19 protein-coding genes and 1 riboswitch are annotated in these 20,471 nt (G+C 48.3%); of the genes, 2 read left to right on the top strand and 17 right to left on the bottom strand.

Going from position 1 to position 20,471, the window contains the following annotated elements:
• Window positions 1-416: 416 nt before the first annotated feature.
• Genes QMA09_RS13650 through QMA09_RS13635 form a run of 4 tightly spaced genes read right to left on the bottom strand, consistent with a single transcriptional unit; the run spans window position 417 to window position 2,481 of the window.
• Window positions 417-1,175: an STAS domain-containing protein gene (locus QMA09_RS13650; RefSeq protein ID WP_135500427.1), complete on the bottom strand. Its 759-nt coding sequence runs from the start codon at window positions 1,173-1,175 to the stop codon at window positions 417-419.
• Window positions 1,153-1,806: a cobalamin B12-binding domain-containing protein gene (locus QMA09_RS13645; protein ID WP_135500428.1), complete on the bottom strand. Its 654-nt coding sequence runs from the start codon at window positions 1,804-1,806 to the stop codon at window positions 1,153-1,155. Before QMA09_RS13645 ends, QMA09_RS13650 begins: the two co-directional genes overlap by 23 nt.
• 19 nt (window positions 1,807-1,825) lie before the next feature.
• Window positions 1,826-2,179 carry a hypothetical protein gene (locus QMA09_RS13640; protein WP_135500429.1) on the bottom strand — a complete coding sequence of 118 codons (354 nt, stop codon included), beginning with the start codon at window positions 2,177-2,179 and terminating at the stop codon, window positions 1,826-1,828.
• Window positions 2,176-2,481: an antibiotic biosynthesis monooxygenase family protein gene (locus tag QMA09_RS13635; RefSeq protein ID WP_135500430.1), complete on the bottom strand. Its 306-nt coding sequence runs from the start codon at window positions 2,479-2,481 to the stop codon at window positions 2,176-2,178. Before QMA09_RS13635 ends, QMA09_RS13640 begins: the two co-directional genes overlap by 4 nt.
• Window positions 2,482-2,705: 224 nt before the next feature.
• A riboswitch (SAM riboswitch) is annotated at window positions 2,706-2,808 on the top strand.
• Between the two features lie 79 nt (window positions 2,809-2,887).
• Between QMA09_RS13635 and QMA09_RS13630 the strand changes: the two genes are divergently transcribed.
• Together QMA09_RS13630 and metC are read left to right on the top strand one after the other, a co-directional pair.
• Complete coding sequence (locus QMA09_RS13630; RefSeq protein ID WP_135500431.1) at window positions 2,888-4,009, top strand: methionine biosynthesis PLP-dependent protein; 1,122 nt, start codon at window positions 2,888-2,890, stop codon at window positions 4,007-4,009.
• Window positions 4,006-5,178: a cystathionine beta-lyase gene (gene metC, locus QMA09_RS13625; RefSeq protein ID WP_290213490.1), complete on the top strand. Its 1,173-nt coding sequence runs from the start codon at window positions 4,006-4,008 to the stop codon at window positions 5,176-5,178. Before QMA09_RS13630 ends, metC begins: the two co-directional genes overlap by 4 nt.
• A 78-nt stretch (window positions 5,179-5,256) precedes the next feature.
• On the opposite strand, the gene ystJ is transcribed toward metC, so the two are convergent.
• From ystJ to QMA09_RS13560, 13 genes are all read right to left on the bottom strand, one after another.
• Entirely contained in the window at window positions 5,257-6,489 is a 1,233-nt protein-coding gene (gene ystJ, locus QMA09_RS13620; protein WP_135500433.1) for an NADP-dependent malic enzyme, read from the bottom strand.
• Between the two features lie 616 nt (window positions 6,490-7,105).
• Entirely contained in the window at window positions 7,106-7,870 is a 765-nt protein-coding gene (locus QMA09_RS13615) for an SDR family NAD(P)-dependent oxidoreductase (RefSeq protein ID WP_135500434.1), read from the bottom strand.
• Entirely contained in the window at window positions 7,870-8,817 is a 948-nt protein-coding gene (locus QMA09_RS13610; protein WP_135500435.1) for a 3-hydroxyacyl-CoA dehydrogenase family protein, read from the bottom strand. Before QMA09_RS13610 ends, QMA09_RS13615 begins: the two co-directional genes overlap by 1 nt.
• An 84-nt stretch (window positions 8,818-8,901) precedes the next feature.
• On the bottom strand, window positions 8,902-10,218 hold the full coding sequence (locus QMA09_RS13605) for a GntP family permease (protein WP_135500436.1): 1,317 nt from the start codon (window positions 10,216-10,218) through the stop codon (window positions 8,902-8,904).
• 142 nt (window positions 10,219-10,360) lie between these two features.
• On the bottom strand, window positions 10,361-11,641 hold the full coding sequence (gene hisD / locus QMA09_RS13600; RefSeq protein WP_135500437.1) for a histidinol dehydrogenase: 1,281 nt from the start codon (window positions 11,639-11,641) through the stop codon (window positions 10,361-10,363).
• Between the two features lie 86 nt (window positions 11,642-11,727).
• The gene (locus QMA09_RS13595; RefSeq protein WP_158290557.1) at window positions 11,728-12,714 is read right to left on the bottom strand and encodes a LacI family DNA-binding transcriptional regulator; all 987 of its coding nucleotides are present in this window, start codon (window positions 12,712-12,714) and stop codon (window positions 11,728-11,730) included.
• Between the two features lie 121 nt (window positions 12,715-12,835).
• On the bottom strand, window positions 12,836-13,540 hold the full coding sequence (locus tag QMA09_RS13590) for a hypothetical protein (protein ID WP_135500439.1): 705 nt from the start codon (window positions 13,538-13,540) through the stop codon (window positions 12,836-12,838).
• A gap of 140 nt (window positions 13,541-13,680) precedes the next feature.
• Complete coding sequence (locus tag QMA09_RS13585; protein WP_241666084.1) at window positions 13,681-14,790, bottom strand: aminotransferase class I/II-fold pyridoxal phosphate-dependent enzyme; 1,110 nt, start codon at window positions 14,788-14,790, stop codon at window positions 13,681-13,683.
• A gap of 150 nt (window positions 14,791-14,940) precedes the next feature.
• The gene (locus tag QMA09_RS13580; RefSeq protein WP_135500440.1) at window positions 14,941-16,305 is read right to left on the bottom strand and encodes a phenylacetate--CoA ligase family protein; all 1,365 of its coding nucleotides are present in this window, start codon (window positions 16,303-16,305) and stop codon (window positions 14,941-14,943) included.
• A 77-nt stretch (window positions 16,306-16,382) separates the two neighbouring features.
• Window positions 16,383-18,248, bottom strand: a complete 1,866-nt coding sequence (locus QMA09_RS13575; protein ID WP_135500441.1) for a nucleoside-diphosphate sugar epimerase/dehydratase — start codon at window positions 18,246-18,248, stop codon at window positions 16,383-16,385.
• Between the two features lie 41 nt (window positions 18,249-18,289).
• Entirely contained in the window at window positions 18,290-18,940 is a 651-nt protein-coding gene (locus QMA09_RS13570; RefSeq protein ID WP_416145090.1) for a CpsD/CapB family tyrosine-protein kinase, read from the bottom strand.
• Entirely contained in the window at window positions 18,927-19,715 is a 789-nt protein-coding gene (locus QMA09_RS13565; protein ID WP_290213489.1) for a YveK family protein, read from the bottom strand. The genes QMA09_RS13570 and QMA09_RS13565 overlap by 14 nt, the downstream gene beginning before the upstream one ends.
• 39 nt (window positions 19,716-19,754) lie before the next feature.
• Window positions 19,755-20,180, bottom strand: a complete 426-nt coding sequence (locus QMA09_RS13560) for a DUF4870 domain-containing protein (RefSeq protein ID WP_241666082.1) — start codon at window positions 20,178-20,180, stop codon at window positions 19,755-19,757.
• Window positions 20,181-20,471 lie beyond the last annotated feature (291 nt).

Below are 20,471 nucleotides of genomic sequence, written 5' to 3'. Positions count from 1 at the left end.
TTTTTAAAGAATTAAAAGTCATTTCATCTTAGGTATACCGGATTCTGCACTCCATGCGGACGCTTTCCGCGGACGAAGCGCTGAGCCTCCTCGTCGCAAGCTCCTGCGGGGTCTCATCACTCCGCTCTTCCGCAGGAGTCGCCGCATTGTGCTCCGAATCCTTGAGAGAATGCTTACGAAAAATGAATGAGTTGGTTACTCTCTTCAATTAGAGCTACATGCTGACAACCGGGCTAGCCACGAAGACTCCTGTGGGACAGCGAAGGCTGAAGACCCCGCAGGAACGTCAGTGACGAGGAGGCTGAAGCTGAGCCCACGGAAAGCGAAGTGGCTAGACCGGTTGGACTCTACACAGTTATTCATTTTGAGTAGACTTTGTCTACAGTCTGAAACCGGCCTCTTTCCAGGAGCCGGTTTTATCTATTACCCGAGAGCACACCCAGCAGCGACGCTGAAAAACGCATCGTCAGCCGTGAGTTCATCAAGTGCAAGCTTTTCGCGTGCTCGGGCTTCAATCCTGTAATGATGCATTCTTTGCCCATCACTTTTAAGGATTGGAGCAACGCTTCCCATTCATCGAGCCCTTTCTCATCTATCCGGTCGACTGCTGTAAAATCGACCAGCACCGTTTCCGCTTTGAAATTATGGATGCTTTCAAGCAGCGGATCCCTGATGGCAATCACTTTCGCCTTTGTCAGATCGCCGAACAGCGGAATCAGCACTTGCTGTTGGTTCAATTGGATGCATGGCGCAGAAAGAAGGCGTACCCGCTCCAAAAGCTTGAGCGTCAGCTCCTTTTCCTGGAATAAATCATAATCCGTTTCACGGAGCCGATTCTGCAAAAGGCGCAGCTGAGTTGAAACACCAGACATTTCATCCATCTTCGGAACAATGATGACAGATAAACTGAAGTCGCTGTCCCATTTCCCATAAACATCAGCCAAAATCAATTCTAAGTCTTTTGTCACGAAATTCAATTCGAATTTAATCGGTGTCTTTTGAGGCTTCAACAAATTCCCTGCTTTTTTCAGGCTGCCTTCATCGACAATGTCTCTTAAGGCGGTGAAATCTCCGAATAAGCTGCTTGCCTCTTGCGAGCAGCTTATTACGGAAAGGCTATTGTTCAATTGAATCGCCGGGAGTGGCAAACCGTCAAATTGATATCCCGTATTCATCTTGCGGTTCCTCTCCCATCGTCAGCCAGCGTTCCAACTGGTCTAAATCTTTAATGACAATTGCACCTTGTTCATGCAGCGCAGCCATATTGGCTTTTGACACTGCTCTGCCGCCAAATACGACCGTCGGCGCCGGTTCAAGTGCAAGAAATTCCTTGATATACGCTTTAATCGTCGGCAATCTGTAGACAAGTGCTGCGGATAACGCGATAACATCCGGCTGCCAGCGAGTTGCCGCTTCGACAGCGTGGCTGAGCGGCATGTTCGGCCCCAGGTATTTGACTGACCAGCCATTTTCCCTGAACAAGCTAGAAACCATCTTCAAACCGATATAATGGTCTTCGCCTTCAGGTCCGAGCACCATCACTTTCCGCGCCTCGCCTACTTCGGCCTGGCCACGATTTTCAACCGCAGTTACGACGAAATCGCAGATCGCCGTTGCTAAATGTTCATCGGCAACGGTTATCTCATTATTTTCCCACAGCTCGCCGACATGGTACATCGCCGGCGTCAGCAATTGATCATATAAATCTTTTTGGCTATGGGTTTTCAGGAATGTACGGATATGTCCGATAGCGTCCCGATCATTGCCCTCTAGAAATAATTCCGCTAATTGCACTGGATGAATCATAGATTCCACCTCCTTAAGGTTACCGGGCGGAAAGCTCTTTATTTGCACACGCTAAGCACGCAATCATAAACTCTTCCTCTTTGGCATTCACATTTCCGGGCAAAACATTGATGAGCCGTTCAAAATTATCGACAATCAAAGCTGTTTCAACGTTGCGGCTTGTCAACACCGTTTCAAGCCATTTGCTGTAATCAATGAAAACCTGTTGGTCCTGCAGTTCGAACGCAGTTTCCAGATGATCAAGATGATGCATATTATCTTCTTCGGTGCGCAAAAAGCCGCGCTCCCCGAATCTTTCCCATAAGTTCGGATACGCTTCGTAGATGCTTTTAGCCGTATTCGAAGCAATTTGTATTTTTACATCCCGGTTCATTCGGCCACCACTTCGTATTGGCGGACTTTCGGCGCTATGCCTGCCAATTGCTGGTCCGGGTAATGCTTTTCAAGCTCATGGATTTCCTTGAACTCGTCGCTTCTCACCCATTGGAGATATGCTTCTTTCGATGCCCATTCAAGATGCACCGTCAATTCGTTCAATTTTTTCGTATTCTGAATCAGCCGGAAAGAAACAAATCCTTCAGCCTTATCCACACGGCGGGACCGTTGCTGGTAAATGGCGATCAAATCATCTGTTTTCTCTTCCGGCACCGTTACAGTGGACGTTACAATATACATCGAAAAGCCCCTTTCCGCTAAATTCTACTGTATAGTATACCCTTTCGACATACGAATTAACAGCAATACAAAGCTTCTTCGAAAAGCTGTGCACTTTCAGTTCCTTTATTTCTGCCTGCTGGCTGTTAGTTTTTTAACAATTTCCACTTTTCTCTTGTAATATTTGCTCTAGTGTATTAAAGTAATCTTTATCCAAATAACACACATAAAATTTCATAATTTATTTCTTATCTAGAGAGACGGAGGGATTTGGCCCTGTGAAGTCTCAGCAACCAGCCTTTTGGCTACGGTGCTAATTCCAATAGGCTTCGGCTTAGAAGATGAGAAGAATTTGTTCCCAAACAGGGGCTTTCTTCTTTATTCGAGAAGAAAGCCCCTGTTTTTTCATTTTGAAAGGATGATTCCCATGACAAAATTCGGCATTGAAACCCAATTAGTGCAATTAGGCAATAAAACAGATAAAACGACAGGCGCTGTCAGCACCCCCATTTATTTATCGACTGCGTATGAACACGAAGGGCTCGGCAAATCGACCGGCTATGATTATACGCGCACGAAAAATCCGACGCGTTCCGTGCTGGAAGAAGGCATCGCCGCTCTTGAAGGTGCGGATGCCGGCTTTGCCTGTAGTTCCGGAATGGCGGCAATCCAGCTGGTGCTGTCGCTGTTCCGGCCGGAAGACGAATTATTGGTGCCTGAAGATATTTATGGCGGCACTTATCGCCTGCTCCAGCATTATTCGGAAATTTACAATATCCGCACCGTCTACGCAGATTTCCATGACGTCAGCCATACTGAAAGCTTGATCACCGATAAAACGAAAGCGTTGTTCATCGAGACGCCGACTAATCCATTGATGCAGGAAATCGACCTTGCCGCTTACGGAAAACTGGCTAAAAAACATGATTTGCTGCTCATTGCCGACAACACCTTCTTAACGCCTTATCTTCAACAGCCGATCGCATTAGGCGCAGATATCGTCTTGCACAGCGCGACAAAGTACATCGGCGGCCACAATGACGTGCTCGGCGGCCTGGTTGCCGCTAAAGGCGAAGCGCTTTGCGAGAAATTGGGCGTACTCCACAACTCAGCTGGCGCAGTGTTGTCGCCGTTCGATTCCTGGCTGTTGATCCGCGGCTTGAAGACGCTGCCGCTTCGCATGAAACAGCACGAAAAAAATGCACGCGAAGCTGCCGCATTTCTGGAACATCATCCTTCAGTTACGGATGTCCTGTATCCCGGCAAAGGCGGCATGCTGTCATTCCGCTTGCAAGACGCCGCATTAGTCGGGCCGTTTCTGGAAAACCTGGAACTGATCACGTTCGCTGAAAGCCTCGGTGGTGTGGAAAGTTTCATCACTTATCCTGCCACCCAGACGCACGCCGATATCCCTTATGAAGAGCGGACGCGCCGCGGAATTTGCGACCGCCTGCTGCGCTTTTCCGTTGGCATCGAAGAAAGTGAAGACCTGACAGCCGATCTGACGCAAGCATTCGCAAAACTGGACAAGGAGGTCCTTCATCTATGACACATTTGGAAACCCAATTCATCCACGCTGCCGGCGTCGACAAAGAAACCGGAGCGGTCAATGTTCCGATTCATTTGTCTTCCACCTACCATCAGCCAAGTTTTGACGAATTCGGACCGTTCGATTACAGCCGCTCCGGGAACCCTACACGGTTAAAACTGGAAGAAACCATTGCCAAACTCGAAGGCGGTACACGCGGATTCGCTTTCGCTTCCGGCATGGCTGCCATTTCCTCCGCATTCATGCTGCTGTCGGCTGGCGATCACGTCCTTGTATCGGAAGATGTCTACGGCGGCACTTACCGTTTTGTAACGGAAGTGCTTACCAAATTCGGCATTTCCTACAGCTTTGTCGACATGACTGACCTCAGCGAAATGGCCGCAGCAATCAAGCCCAATACGAAAGTCGTATACATTGAAACACCTTCCAATCCGGTCATGAATATCACCGACATTGAAATTGCAGCTAAATTAGCAAAAGCCAATGGCTGCCTGACATTCGTCGACAATACATTCATGACGCCGCTGTATCAGAACCCGCTTGCTTTGGGGGCAGACGTCGTCTTGCACAGTGCGACGAAATTCCTTTCAGGCCATAGTGACATTATCGCAGGGCTCGCAGTCGTCAAAGATCCGGAATTGGCGGATCGCCTTGGTTTTATTCAAAATACCTTCGGTTCGGTTTTAGGAGCACACGATTCTTATACTTTGATCCAAGGCATCAAAACGCTTGGCGCACGCTTGAAGCAATCATCTGCTTCCGCTCGTGTCATTGCGGAATATCTGCATAGCCATCCCGCCGTGGAAGAAGTCTATTATCCCGGATTCACGTTCCATCCCGGCAATCCGATCCATGAGCGCCAGGCACGCGATGCAGGCGCAGTCGTATCGCTGCGCCTGAAGGACAAAGATGCCGCACGCATTTTTGTGGAAAGCCTCGAAATTCCGGTTTTCGCGGTAAGTTTAGGCGCCGTCGAAACCATCCTTTCGTATCCGGCGACGATGTCCCATGCGTCAATGCCGAAAGAATACCGCGAAAAGCGCGGCATCACAGACGGCGTCCTGCGGTTATCGGTCGGCCTTGAAAACCGTGACGACTTGCTGGAAGACCTCGAACAGGCTCTGCAAAAAGTCCGACGCGCAACAAAGACTCCTGAGCTGGTGAAATAAATTCACACATGCTGATGCAATCCAAAATTCCAGAAAAAAGCCGCCCATTCTAAAAGATGAATGGGCGGCTTTCTTCTATTATATACTTTTTCCTGAAAGAGCTTCCTGTGCAGCGGAGGCATTCGTGCCAATTGGCCGCTTAGCCACTCCCGTATCAATCGCCGCTTGCGCTACTGCGGCTGCTACTGCAGGCGCAACGCGCAGGTCGAATGGCGCTGGAATGACGTATTCGTCGTGGAGTTCGTGAAATTCCAACAGCCCGGCAATCGCTTCCACTGCCGCAATTTTCATCGCATCATTGATTTCAGTGGCGCGGACGTCCAGTGCACCCCGGAAGATGCCTGGGAACGCCAGAACGTTATTGACTTGGTTCGGGAAGTCGGATCGCCCCGTGCCTACAATGCGAGCCCCTGCACGTTTTGCCGCGTGGGGCAGAATCTCCGGATTCGGGTTCGCCATCGCAAAAATGATCGGTTCAGCATTCATCGACGCCACCATTTCTTCGCTCAAAGCTCCCTCTGCCGATACGCCGATAAAGACGTCCGCCCCTTTGATAACCTCTCCAAGTTTGCCTTCAGAACGTCCATAATTGGTCATTTCTGCGACCTCTTCCTTGAACGGGTTCATTCCGTAGGAACGCCCTTTAAAAATCGCGCCTTTCGTATCACACATGATCAATTGGCTGAAACCATACTTGCTCAACAGCTTGACGACTGCAATCCCTGCAGCTCCTGCGCCGTTGACGACCACTTTCACTTCGTCGACATTTTTGCCTACCAGCTTCAAGGAATTGATCAATCCGGCAAGCGTCACGACGGCCGTTCCATGCTGATCGTCGTGAAATACCGGGATGCCCATTTCTTCTTTTAAACGCTGCTCGACGATAAAACAGGTTGGCGCTGAAATGTCTTCCAAATTGACGCCGCCAAAACCGGGCTCCAGCAGTTTAACGGTTTGGATGATTGTCTCCGCATCTGTCGTGTCCAAGCAGATTGGAAAAGCATCAACACCTGCGAATTCCTTGAACAGCACCGCTTTCCCTTCCATCACCGGCAGCGCTGCATGAGGGCCGATATTGCCAAGCCCGAGCACTGCAGTGCCATCTGTAATCACTGCCACCGTATTGCCTTTCATCGTATACTCGTAGACTTTCCCCGTGTCCTGCGCAATTTCCTTGCACGGTTCTGCTACCCCAGGAGAATAGGCGAGACTTAACTCCCTTTCATTTCCGACCGCCACTTTTGAACGGACTTCGAGTTTTCCCTGATGTTCCCGATGCAGATGCAAAGAGTCGTTTCTTAGGTTCGCCATTGCCTCATCTCCCTTTGTTTATAATTGTTCATTATAAAGCGTTTAACACCAATTGAAAGACTTTTCTGATTTTTCTTGTAATATTCGGACTTTAGGCTGAGACGAATCTCCCATGAAAGCGCCTTCATCTCAAAAGAGTCCCAGAAGCCACCCTTTACAGTAAGACACATAAAAACAAAAAAGACAGTGAAAACGAATCGTTTTCACTGTCTTTTCAATTGTATAAGTTGGACTAATATTTATAACCTTCGATATTCCGCAAACCAGCTGCGCAGGTATCGACCCAAGAATTGGGGAGATACCTTTGCGACGAAGCACGAAGGGCTGCAGGAGCACATCTTTTATTGCCGCGGGCAAGACTTACCCGAAGCTTGCGAGGGCAAGTCTTTGCGACGAAGCGCATAGCGCTGCAGGAGCAGTAAGGTTTTCTCCGCTGCTTTGCTACATATCGATAAATATCTTAGCGCAGGCGCGGCAAAGGGCTAGGCGGAGCTAGGAGACGAGTGTTCTTCTCGGCTCATAGCGGGAGCCATGCCCAAAGCGTCCGAAGCGATGTAAAAATCGAAATTCTTTTGTTCAACTTATATAGCTCAATTGGCTGATGAATCTTTATGCTTTAAATAGCAGTCCAGCCTCCATCGACCTTGATTGTTTCGCCGGTCACGAAATTCGCCAAATCGGATGCCAGGTACAGCACGGCTCCTGAAATGTCTTTCGGCCGCGCCAATCCGTCCAACAGGATGCGGTTTTCGACGTCTTTCTTGAATGCTTCGTCTTCGAACATCTTCGCCGTGAGTTCTGTTTCGATGAACGTCGGCGCGACGGCATTGACCTTCACGCCGTCTTTCGCCCATTCCACAGCAAGCGCTTTGGTCATCTGCACCATGCCGCCTTTACTCGAGCAATAGGCCGCACGCTTGATATAGCCGACAAACGCCATTTGGGAAGCGATGTTGATGATTCGACCGCTTTTCTGTGCCAGCATATACTTAGCGGCTGCCTGGCTGGCGAAAAAGGCGGATTTCAAGTTCAAATCGAGGACCGTATCCCAATCCGACTCTGTCACGTCCATTGCAGGTTTTGCGATATTGACGCCTGCGTTATTCACCAGTACATCGACTGTGCCGAAAGTGTCCGCTGCCGTATCAATCAGCCTCCGTACTTCTGCAACTTCGCTCAAATCACCGGCCACTGCGATGCAGCTCGGATTATAGCCATGCAGCTCGCGCAGCGCGTCGTCCAGCGCTTGCTGATTACGTCCGGAGATGACCACATTCGCCCCCAGTTCCGCAAAAGTCCGGGCAATGTCCCGGCCGATCCCTTTGCTGCCGCCGGTTACAATGACGGTCTTGCCGGCAAGTTCGGAAAAGTATGCGCCCATTATTCGCCCTCCCCCAATGCCTGCAGATCGTTTTTCAGGAAATGGATCAGCGTCCGTTCCCGCTCCGCATTGAGTTTGCGGGATACGGCAGGCTCCCAGTCGTAGAAACCTTTGCCGCTCTTGTCGCCCAGATTGCCGTCTGCCGCAAGTTCCGACAAAATTTTGCCTGAACGCTGGTCCGTCGCCAAATCCTCGAACAGGTAATTCGAAATTGCCGAGAATACATCCAAGCCGCCCATATCGGCGGTCATCAACGGCCCAGTCACCGGCAAGCGGCGGCCGATGCTGTAGGTGACCGCAGCATCAATATCTTCTTTTGATGCAGCTCCGGAATCCAGCAGCGCCTGCGCTTCACGGAACAACGCGTACTGCAGCCGGTTGCCGATAAAGCCAGGCAGTTCTTTTTGCAATAAAATCGGTTTCTTATTCATATCGGCAATAACTTGCATCGCACGCTGTACGGTTTTTTCATCCGTTTTGCTGCCTTTCACCACTTCGACCAATGGAATCAGGTGCCCCGGATTCCAGAAATGCGTCACGACGAACCGGTTTGGATGGATCATATCTTCAGACAGCAGGCTCGGCATGAAGCCCGACGTATTGCTTGCGATGACGACGTCTTCACTTACCAGCTTCTCAAGCTTCGCGTACATTTCTTTCTTCAATTCCAGCACTTCCGGGATCACTTCGATGATGAACGTCGCACCTTCGACCGTTTCTTCAAGAGACGTCGAGAAATGGATGCTGTCTTTAATGCGCTTCGCATCCGCTTCATCGAATAAATCATTGTCGACCATCACACCGAGTTTATTGGCGAGGCCGTTGTTTGCAGTTTCCAGGTCTTGCTCATTAATGCCATAGACTTTCACAGTCTGGCCTGCCCACGCGGCTGATAATGCGATGGAATGCCCCATCGTGCCGCTGCCGAGAATCGAAATCTTTTCCATGTTTTGCACCTCTTCCAAATAGTCAGTCTAAAAAAAGTATACCCAACAAACTAGCTGAAAACTAGCTCATTGGGCACGTGAATCTTATAAACCTAAAGAGAACAGCACCACTGCCAAAACCGCGCCGAGAAGTGGCACCACGACAGAAAGTGCTCCGAATGCCGGATAGGCATCCTTATGGGTCTCGCCGGCAATCGAACGGATTGTCGTGACCACATAACCGCCTTGCGGCAAGGAATCCAAAGAGCCTGATGAAATGGCAACCGTCCGGTGAAGCGCTTCAGGGTCAACGCCTAGATCCAGGTAATGCGGAGCCAGCAGCGGCAAGGCAATTGCTTGTCCACCTGAAGACGAACCCGTCAATCCTGCGATGACGGCAACGGCAAGCGCTCCGCCGATCAGCGGACTGCCTGGAATTCCAGTAATGACGCCGACAGCCGATTCGAATGCAGGAGTCGCTTTGACGACACCACCAAATCCTACTACTGCTGCTGTATTGGCTATGGCAATAACTGCACCAAGGGCACCATCACCAAACGCTTTGCCGATATTCGTGAAATATTTGCGGTTGATCACATATGCAGCGGCAATCCCGCCGCTTAATGCGATGATCAATGCCGATGTGCCAAGTGAATCGTGGAAGATGAACGAAATGATCAAAACCACCAGCAACGGTACCATGCTGAGTAGCGGGTTCGGCAATTCCGTCCGCGCATCCGCTGTTGGATCTGTTTTTCTCGAAACGAAGCGTTCGCCTTTCGAAACGGCTTTTGCAATCATCTTTTTCAGCCACCAATAGCCGAAGACCATCATGAACACAGCGACAATCGCACTGACTTCCCAGCCGGCGTACGGCGTCGTTCCGAGAAATTCAATCGGAATCCAGTTCTGGATTTCAGGTGAACCCGCTGACGTCATTGTGAAAGTCGTCGAACCGAAAGCCAAGGCAGCCGGGATAAAGCGGCGCGGCAAGTCTGCTTGCTTGAACAAGCTGAGTGCCATCGGGTACACCGAGAACGCCACGACGAACAAGCTTACGCCGCCATACGTCAATACCGCACAGGCAAGAACGACAGCGAGCGCCGCCCGTTTCATGCCGAGCTTGCCGACGATCCATTTCGAGACACTATCGGCTGCACCACTGTCTTCCATCACTTTACCGAAAATCGCACCTGTCAAGAACATCAGGTACCACGAAGCGATAAAGCCCGTGAAGCCGGTCATGTAATTTGTCAGAAAGTTGGCCGCGCCCTCTTCTGCAAGCTGCGGAAACAATGGCAGCCCGTTCATGATCCCCACCAATAATGCAGTCAGCGGTGCCGCAATCAGCAAGTTCATGCCTTTCATCGTCAAGTAAATCAATAGCGCCAATCCGCCAAATAAACCAATCATGCCAATCATATAATTTCCTCCATCAAGCTTTGGGATATACCAAATAGCTTTTATGTAATATGGGGTTTTTGTAATAGCTGATATTCCGCCAAAGAGCAACGCATTTCCTTGCGGGACTGTTTGGCAGAATATCAGCTCACCTAATTAACTATTACTTTTTCCCGTATCGTCTTACGCGCAATAATGCTTGTTCTGCATGGCCTGCAAAGTTTTCAAGCTGGCATAAGCGTGCTGCATATTCACCGATGTATGCGCTTGCTTCTGGTGTCGTGATTTTTTGGTATGTGACGGTTTTGATGAATTTGCCAACCCACAGGCCGCCTGTGTAGCGTGCCGCGCCTTTTGTCGGCAAAGTGTGATTGGTGCCAATGACTTTATCGCCGTAAGCGACGTTGGTTTCTGGCCCCAGGAATAAGCAACCGTAATTCGTCATGTTCTCCAGGAAATAATCCGGATTTTCCGTCAGGATCTCTACGTGTTCAAATGCCAGGCGATCCGCTTCGATGCGTGCTTCTTCGATCGAGTCGACGATCAGGATCTGGCCATAATCTTCCCATGATACGCGCGCGACATCGGCAGTCGGCAAAGTTTCGAGCTGGCGTTCGATTTCTTTGACCGTTTCTTCAGCCAATTTCTCAGAAGTGGTAATCAACGCGCCTGGGGACGTCGGTCCGTGTTCACCTTGGCCAAGAATATCTGTCGCGACCATTTCAGCATCTGCTGTATGATCTGCTACAACCAAAGTTTCAGTAGGGCCTGCGAATAAATCAATTCCGACTCTGCCGTATAATTGGCGTTTTGCTTCTGCAACAAACGCATTGCCCGGCCCTACAATCATGTCGACGGCTTCGATTGTTTCAGTGCCAATTGCCATTGCAGCCATTGCTTGGATTCCGCCAAGCAAATAGATTTCATCCGCGCCTGCTAATGACATAGCAGCAATCGTTGCATTCGGAATTTCTCCATTGATCGGCGGCGTGCAAGCGATTACACGTTTAACGCCAGCAACTTTTGCAGTAAGCACGCTCATGTGTGCAGATGCCACCATCGGATAGCGGCCGCCTGGGATGTAACAGCCGACGCTGTTCACGGGAATATTTTTATGGCCTAAAATAACGCCGGGAATGTGTTCGACTTCGACATCGCTCAATGAAGCAAGCTGCGCTTCTGCAAAAGCCTTGATATTCTTTTGGGCGAATTTGATGTCTTCAATCACGGAGTCAGGAACTTTGGAAACGATTTCATTTACTTGCGCTTCAGTGAGACGGAATGCTTCAGGAGACCACTTATCGAATTTTTCCGACAATTCACGAACTGCTTCGTCACCTCGCGTTTCCACGTCTTTCAATGCTTCAGAAACAATCTGAGATACTTTAAAATCGTTGGCACTTACTTCTTCTTGCGATTTACCTGCTTTAAATACTTTTACCATAATAGTTCCCTCCATTTTTTGAATACGTATGCAAAACACGTGCTAACAAGAAGAATATTGCAATTAATCTTGAAAGTCAATAATTTTCAGGCAGTTTTTCGTTTGATTAATTTTCCATCGATTTCCACAGCCTTCGCCAACCCCGTGTAATCAGCGATTTCAGCCATAATGTATTCGATTGTTTTTTTCACCATTTCTTCAATCGGCTGCTCCCAGGTAGTCAATTGGTAACCCAGCCATGCTGCCATATCGATGTTGTCGAATCCGACCACTTTTACGTCTTCTGGAATGCGCAGCGATTTCTTTTTTAATGCATCAATCACGCCAAGCGCCATGATGTCGTTCGCTGCAAAAATGGCCGATGGAGCGCGTCCTTCATCCACGATGCCCAAAGCTGTTTGAAAGCCGCCTGTATACGTATAATCCGAAGCGTATTTGCGATGTGGAATCCCTGTTTTCTGCAGGATTTCCATGAAACCGGCTTCCCGTTCCAGGCTCGTCGACGTGTTGCCATTGCCAGAAATATAAACCATATCTTTTACATCCTGGCTGATCAGGTATTCCGCAACTTTCCTGCTGGCATCCAGGTTATTGCAGCACACCGAATAAAATTCATCCGTGTTTAATTTGCGGTTGAAAAACACAAGCGGAATGCGGTTTGAGCGGAAGTCCTCAGCTACTTTCAACGACATCGCAGCGTCAGTGATAATGACGCCCGCTACATTGTAATTCAACAATGTTTCCACATCTTCGGGTTGGATTTCCTCATTTTGGGTGTGCACAAATAAGACACTATAGCCCAGTTTTTTAAACGCGGTCGTGAATTGCTTCAAAACTTGCGGATAAAAGGGATTCTCGACCCCTTTCATCACCAAGCCGATGATTTTGGTCTTATTGGTGATCAGGCTGCGCGCAAATTCATTTGGCCGATAGCCAAGCTGTTCAGCCGCTGCCAGCACTTTGGCACGGGTTTTCTCCGATACTTTTGCTCCTTCAAAATAGACCCGTGAAACGGAAGATTGGGATACTCCGGCCAGTTTCGCCACATCATTCGCTGTAACCATGTGCTTCATATTCTTCATTCCTTTGCGCTTGATATCGAATTCTAGAATACACCATTTTCCTGCTTTTGGCATTTATTTCTTGGATAATCCCATAAAAAATGGCCTGTAAACACACAGGCCGGTTACTGGTTTATTCAATCGACTCCAAAGAAGACGTCACCCGGAACTCATCCGCTCCTTCTCCCATGATAAACTCCCGTTTCACTTCACCGAGCCCTTCGACGTAATAATTGCGGATTGTCGCACCATCATCTTCAAGTTTCTCGGTCATAATTGCATTTTCGAAATTAGCGTAAGGCGTTTCCGCAGCAACATCAATCTCTACCACCTCTAAGCCGTCAACTTTATCACCAGCTTCAATCGGCAATTCAAAGTAGCGGGAAATCGGTTGCAAGGATTTGAGCTCTTCTAGCGGCGGATTGTATTCTTCATAGAATTCCGGTTTCTCAAGAACCAAGTCGGCCGCGCTGTCTGCAATCCGGAAAACTTTTAGAATTGTGGTTCCGCCATTGTCTTCGTAGACCGCGATATGGTTCTCTTCCAGAAAAACAGTGCGGACCGTAAGCTGCGCATATTCGTTTCCGTCTCCTCTAAAATGAGCGGTGGTGCCATCTTTCATGAAAAAGCTGTAAGGGTCGCTTTCCTCGATTGCCGGTTCTTCTGGTTCTTCTGGTTCTTCTGGTTCCACCACCGGCTCTTCTGCGGGTTCCTCCGGTTCTTCTGCCGGCGGCTGCCCGCCATTTTCCGGCACTTCCGGTTCAGGCGGCGTTTCCGCTCCACACGCCGCGAGCAGCATGACCAATAACAACATCATTATAAGCTGAGTAAATTTCATAGCCATCTCCCCATTTCTCAGAATAAGACGCCAATAAAAAGCAAGTCTAGCTGTTGAGCTGCGCTTGCTTCATTTTGGCTATGGCTTACTTGAATCGCAAAAGGGCCATCCCTCAACGGAATGTCCCCTCAGCTCCCTTATCAATTATTGAACAGGTTTTTAATGACACGGATCACTCGATTTTGCTGTGCGGCCGTCATATTCGATCCGGATGGCAGGCACAAGCCGCATCGGAAAATCTTTTCACTGACTGCTTCGCCATCGCCATCTTTGTAGAATGGCGCATCTTTGAATAATTCTTGCTGGTGCAGCGGGTTCCAAATATTGCGGGATTCGATTTCCTCTGTCTCAAGGGCGCGCTTGATGTTTTCAGGCGTCAATGCGGTAATATCGGTGTTAAGCGTGAAGGCGCTCAGCCAGCGGTTCGAACGCGTATCTTCCAGTTCCGGCTGGAATTCAATAGCTTCGATGTCCTTGAAGGCTTCCGCGTACCTAGCATAAATTGCACGCCGGGCATTGACGCGGTCTTCGATCGCCTCTAATTGCGCTCTGCCGACTCCTGCAAGAATGTTGCTCATCCGATAATTATAGCCAACTTCATGGTGTTTATAATACGGTGCGGGATCCTTTGCCTGGGAAGCAAGAAATCTGGCTTTCACCAGCGCTTGGGCATCATTGGAAATCAGCATTCCCCCGCTTGATGCCGTGATGATTTTATTGCCATTGAAGGAATAGATGCCAAACTTGCCAAGGGTTCCGCTGCTGCGGCCTTTGTAAAGAGAGCCAAGCGATTCCGCTGCATCTTCTATGATGGGAACGCCATACTCGTTGCAGATTTCAAGCAATTCGTCCATCTGCGCGCTTTGGCCGTATAAATTGACGACAATGACCGCTTTAGGCAATTTGCCTTCTTCTGCCGATGCCACAAAGGCTTTGCGGAGTGCAGCCGGAGACATGTTCCATGTCTGTTCTTCCGCATCGATGAATACCGGTTCTGCCCCTTCGTATAAGATAGGGTTTGCGCTGGCAACGAATGTCAGTGATGAACAAAATACGCGATCCCCTTTGCCGACACCCAATAAATGAAGAGCCAAATGGATTGCGGCCGTGCCAGAACTCAGTGCAGCCCCGGCTGCCGCTCCTGTATACGCAGCAAGTTCAGCCTCGAACTTGTCGACATTCGGTCCGATTGGAGCAATCCAATTGGTATCGAATGCTTCGTTGATGTATTTCATTTCGTTTCCGGTCATATGAGGAGAAGAAAGGAAAATCTTTTCCTTCTGGTATGGTGCCTGGATGAAAAGATTTGTGCTTTGGTTTTGCTCAATCGGTAAAATCTTCATCAATAAATCACCCCATCAAATTCCAGCATTACGCCTATTTTTCTTGCAAGCAGTTCGTTATCCATTCAGGTTGTTGATCACCAGCCGGAATTTACTGTTCGGCTGCACAGGAATCTCTTCTACGATGCGCATATTAAATCGCATGTCGCTGCCAAAAATATAAACCATTTCTTCATGAATCGATTCTGTCATGGCGTTCGTATAGCTTTCCGCCGCTTCAATCATGACGTCGATGACATCCGGCGAATTTTGGATAAATTGTATTTTCCGGATGCTGTCGGAAAAACGGCTGCTGGCCATAGACATATACAAAGCCGTGAATTTGCCTTTGCTTTTCGATTGGAGATAATCATCCCCCCGGTCCTGTAAAGGATGGACGACCGGATGAGAGCTGCCGCATTCGCAATATCCACCATCTTTCGCCATATCGATGCGTTCTCCGGTTTTGTAGCGGATCAGCGGCGTTCCATACGTATTGAAGCCCGTTATGATCATTTCCTTGTCAATTGTTGTTTCGATGATGCCTGAGCTCAAATTATAATGCAGCCTGCCTTTCGGACATTCCGTTATGAACGGCGCGCCTTCTGTAGAAGCATAATGATTGCGGACCGGGCAATCGAATGCCATTTCAATTTCCCGGCGGTGCTGCGGTGTCAAGGTTTCAGCGGTAGAAAAAATCGCAATAGGATGGAACGACAAGATGATCCGGTGCTGGTTGATGTATTTCGCCACTTCATAAAGGGCTGAAGGCAGCCCATCGATGAAGTCCGGCTGATAGCCATCCAGGTTCTCCACAAAAAAACCTGCGTTCTTTTCATTGCAATAATAAGCGGAATACAAGCGCTGTTTGCTTGAATAATTGTCGCGCCAGAACACCTTTTTCTGCTGCCGCTTTGGTATAAAGCGATTGGAGCTGAAAGAAGCTCTTTTCATTTCCAAGTTGGTGACGCCATGCTGTTTTTTGAAAAAATCCAGAAACGCCATATGCTTTTGCATGTCCTCTTTAGTGAACAGGAATTTCAGCGGAATGCCCGCTGAATCCAAGGTATGGGAAACGATGGCGGAGTTTTCGGGGATGGTGTACATGGAAGTGATGTTCTCCCGGACCATCTCCTTTTCCAGCACTGGCAATCTCTTCAAGTCATCTACTGTTTTTATTGAGCTGATGTCGATCCCTTTGTAGAAATCCTGGTAAAATGGGCTCTTTTCAAAGGCATGTTTGACTAGCTTCTGGAGTTCCTGCTGCTGATAGTTTTTTTCATAAACCGCATCAGAATAATCCCGTTTGCCCAATTCTTTCAGGTATTTGAAGTAAATGTTGCCATATCGGCTTTTTGTCCTTCTGTATCCCTCCACGCTCGCAAAAAGGTTTTGGAAGTAAATCGGCGAATTGTCGTATATTCTCATGGGCAAATCACGCATCCGCACTTCCTCCTTTAATGTATTTTCTCTAGTAGTATTGGTGCTTCATCAAGGATGGCAGACGGTTTCTCAAAAACCTATGCGAACTTGCCCTCTGCTTTCGCTTTCCATTGATCTTGCCATTCAGGCGGCTGGCCATTTTCCGGCCGCTTGCGGTTAGCGAGTTTCAGCAGGATCTCCTTCGTTTCCTCAGGACCTAAATCCGGAAGCTGTTTCAGGACACGGCTCATCTCGACTTGGCTGATTGGAGTCGCCTTGCCGATATAGATTTTCGGGAAAATCTTATCTGTCTGTATTTCACTTTCATCAAGCAATTCCTCGTATAGTTTCTCTCCCGGACGCATGCCCGAAAATTGGATTTTGATGTCGTTTTCTTCGAATCCTGAAAGTTTGATCAAGTTCCGTGCAAGATCGACGATTTTCACCGGTTCGCCCATATCCAGAACGAACACCTCACCGCCAGAAGCAAGCAGCCCAGCTTGGATTACCAGCCTAGAAGCTTCCGGAATAGTCATGAAATACCGCGTCATATTTTCATCCGTTACGGTGATCGGCCCGCCTGCTGCAATCTGCTGCTTAAATAACGGAACGACACTGCCGCGTGAACCCAGAACATTGCCGAAGCGGACTGCTGCAAAAGTGGTTTTGCTGTTGACAGCCAAATTCTGTACGATCATTTCCGCAAAGCGTTTCGTCGCCCCCATAATATTCGGAGGATTGACGGCCTTATCTGTGGAAATCATGACAAAACTTCCTACACCGAACTTATCAGCGGCTTCAGCCACGTTTTTGGTCCCGAAAACATTGTTTTTGACCGCTTCTAGCGGGTTCGCTTCCATCAACGGTACATGTTTATGTGCCGCAGCATGATAGATGAGATCCGGTTTGAGTGTTTTGATGACGTGGAAGATGCGCTCCCTATCCTGGACATCCGCAATGATTGGCACAATTTTCGTCGTTTTCGGCACTTTTGCCCGCAATTCCATATCAATGGTGTAGATGGAATTCTCGCCATGCCCCAAAAGCAGGATTTCTGCAGGATTGAATTTGGCGATTTGCCGGCAGATTTCAGAACCGATCGAGCCGCCTGCACCTGTTACCATGATCGACTTGCCGCTCAGTTGTTCACTGATCGCTTGCATATCCAGCTTGACTTCCTCGCGGCCGAGCAAGTCTTCGATTTTCACATCGCGGATATCGCTGACCTGGATTTTCCCGGTCATCAAATCCTCGATTCTCGGAATGGTCTGTGTTTTCGCGCCGGTATCCAAACATTTTTTTGTCAGTTCCGCCATCGCTTTTTTGGATAATGAAGGGATCGCGATAACGATTTGATCAATGCGGTGGTCTACGACATAAGCTGGGATATTGTCGATTGAGCCGACAACTTCGATGCCGAGCATCTCAAGTCCCCATTTCTTCTTGTCATCATCCACAAAAATTACCGGATTTCTTCCCCATTCCGGATTATCCTTCATATGCCTTGCTATCATTCTTCCTGCCTGTCCTGCACCGATAACCATTGTCCGGCTAGTCAAAACCGCTTTACGTTTGATCGCCTGTTCCTGGATCAAGCGCAGCGAAAGCCGCGAAGCTCCGAAAAAGAAAACCAGCAGCAGCCACGAAAGCATCAGCGTTCTCACATATAATTGTGCAGAATACGTATACTGCATGACCGCTGCTACAAAAATGGTAAACGTCACTGCCATGACAATCGACTTGAGTTCATCGATTGAAGCATATGCCCAAATTTTCCGGTACAGACCGTAATGCCAGGCAAACGAGTGCCACGCGATGAACAGCGTGATTGTGCTGATGAACAGCATTTCGTTTGTTAATACACTGGCATACGGATATAAGAATAAATAACAGGCATAGATAGAAGAAATAATAATCAACGAATCGATGAAGAATAATGAAAGGTATCTTTTCTTAATCGTCAATTGAATTACCCCATCTCATCTCTGTTTTTTTACTGCTGCTATTAATCCCCGTAAGCTTGGTAATAATAAGTATCTTTGCTGATTTCATAATTATTCATGACCACACCCATGATGAACGCCTTCGAAGTCACCAGCGCGTCTCTTGCTTTAGTGACGCTTTCCTTCTCGGATCTGCCGGTATTGACGACCAATACAGTAGCGTCGCATTTATTCGCCAGGATTTTCGAATCGGTTACCGACAATAGCGGCGGCGAGTCGAAAATGATCAAATCGTATTTTTCCTTCATCTCTTCGATTAATGAGTCAAGCGCCGGAGAGCTGAGCAATTCAGCTGGATTTGGCGGAATCTGGCCGCATAACAGCAAGTCGAGCCCCACCACACCGCTTCGTTTCACGCTATCCTGGAGCCTGCCTTTTTTCAGCAGAAGATTCGACAGGCCGACTTTATTCGCTTGCTGGAAGGTATGGTGCAATGTCGGGCGCCTCATATCTGCGTCGACAAGCAGCACGCGTTTTCCGGCTTCGGCAAACACAATTGCCATATTGCAGGAAGTTGTCGATTTCCCTTCCTCTTTCGCTGCCGATGTAAAGAGGATTGTCTGTGTATCAGGGCCTGGCATAGAGAAATTGATATTCGTCCGGATCGTACGGTATTGTTCAGTAGTTATGGATTGGGGGTTAGTACGAACCACCAATTTTCGTCCCACCGATCGATTTGATTTTTTCGCTGTCCACATCTACCAACAACTCCTTCTTATCTTTTAATGTCGAAGATCTGCGTTCTTCCTTGCCGCCCTCAGTGCGGCTTACGATGCCCAGTACATTAAGGCCGACTATCGCTTCGATGTCTTCCTCAGTACGGATTGTGGTGTTCATCTGGTCAAGTAAAATGGCAAGCCCTGTTCCGAGCATCAGCCCGATGATGGCCCCGACACCCATATTGAATAGCGGGTCCGGCTTAACTGGTTCTGGATCAATCGGTACAATAGCCGGCGCCAGGATGTTGACATTATCGACTTTCATCAAGTTCTTAATTTCAGCCTGGAATACGGATGCCGTCGTATTAGCGATCAAGACCGCTTTTTCCATCGAGGCGTCTTCCACATCCAACGTCACTACCTGTGAATTTTCGATATTCGATACCGTAATGCGTTCGTTCAATTCGGCGACCGTCTCGTTTAAGCCAAGCTCTTCGATGACCGCTGACAAAATGGTCGTGCTTTTGATGATGACATTATACGTGCTGATCAATTGGATATTTGCATCAATGTCCTGCGTATTGAACGGCTGCGCCGCCGTTGTATTCTGGTTGACCAGAATTTGCGTCGAAGCCTGATAAATCGGCTTCATCATGGTGTAGCTGACAAGCCCGCTTAACGCAACGAACAGCAAAGTCACCATAATAATCAGTGGAAGCCGCTTGCGCAAAGCCTTTAAAAATTCTTTGACGTTGAATGTACTCTCCATTTCCTGACACCTCTGTTTCCAATGAATTTTGTGATGCTTTTAACGCAATTGCTTTTCAGCAAATTGTCCAATGTAGAAGACTTTTGAATATTTGCCGTTAGAGGCGTTTAACATAAGGATGATCCAAAGCACCAAACCAATTGGCAATAAGATCACTCCTGATAACCAGCCGATGACTGGAAGCATCCCAAGGACGGTGAATACAGTTACGAATGCGATTGACAGCAAAATCGACTGCAGCGCATGAAAACGCACGAAGCGATTTTCTTTTTCGACAATAAGGAGCAGGAACCCGGTTACAAAACCGAATAGGTAAGCCAGCGATCCGGCATGATTTTCGCTCAGCCCGATGGCTGTACCAGTGGGGCCGGAAGCTCTTAGCGCTTCTGGGCGTTTAAATACAGTCTGGCTATCGAAATTGCCAAGCTGCCGATCGTCTGTGATTTTAAAATTGTTTTCAACCATTTTCTTTTCCTCCTTTATTCTCAATCATTTGACCTAATACTAAAGAGGCAAGGTTAAAACAAAGTTAAATAGATTTAATTATTGAAATATTTTTAAATTAAGCGCAATTAGCTTATTTTTATTTAAATTAAGCAATCGATATTCTGCAAAAAAGCTTCGGCACATGAAAGTGCGTTGGAGCGTAATGAAAAGGGTTAACATCAAACAAAAACAGCCCCGCCGGGATGGCAGGGCTGTCAGGCTGTCGAGAAATTTAGATGGTTGTTATACATTTCGCTTCAGGCGGACGCG

Source organism: Planococcus sp. APC 3906 (assembly GCF_030407685.1).
Taxonomy (GTDB): Bacteria; Bacillota; Bacilli; order Bacillales_A; family Planococcaceae; genus Planococcus; species Planococcus koreensis.
This window is presented reverse-complemented; position numbering and strand designations above follow the sequence as displayed.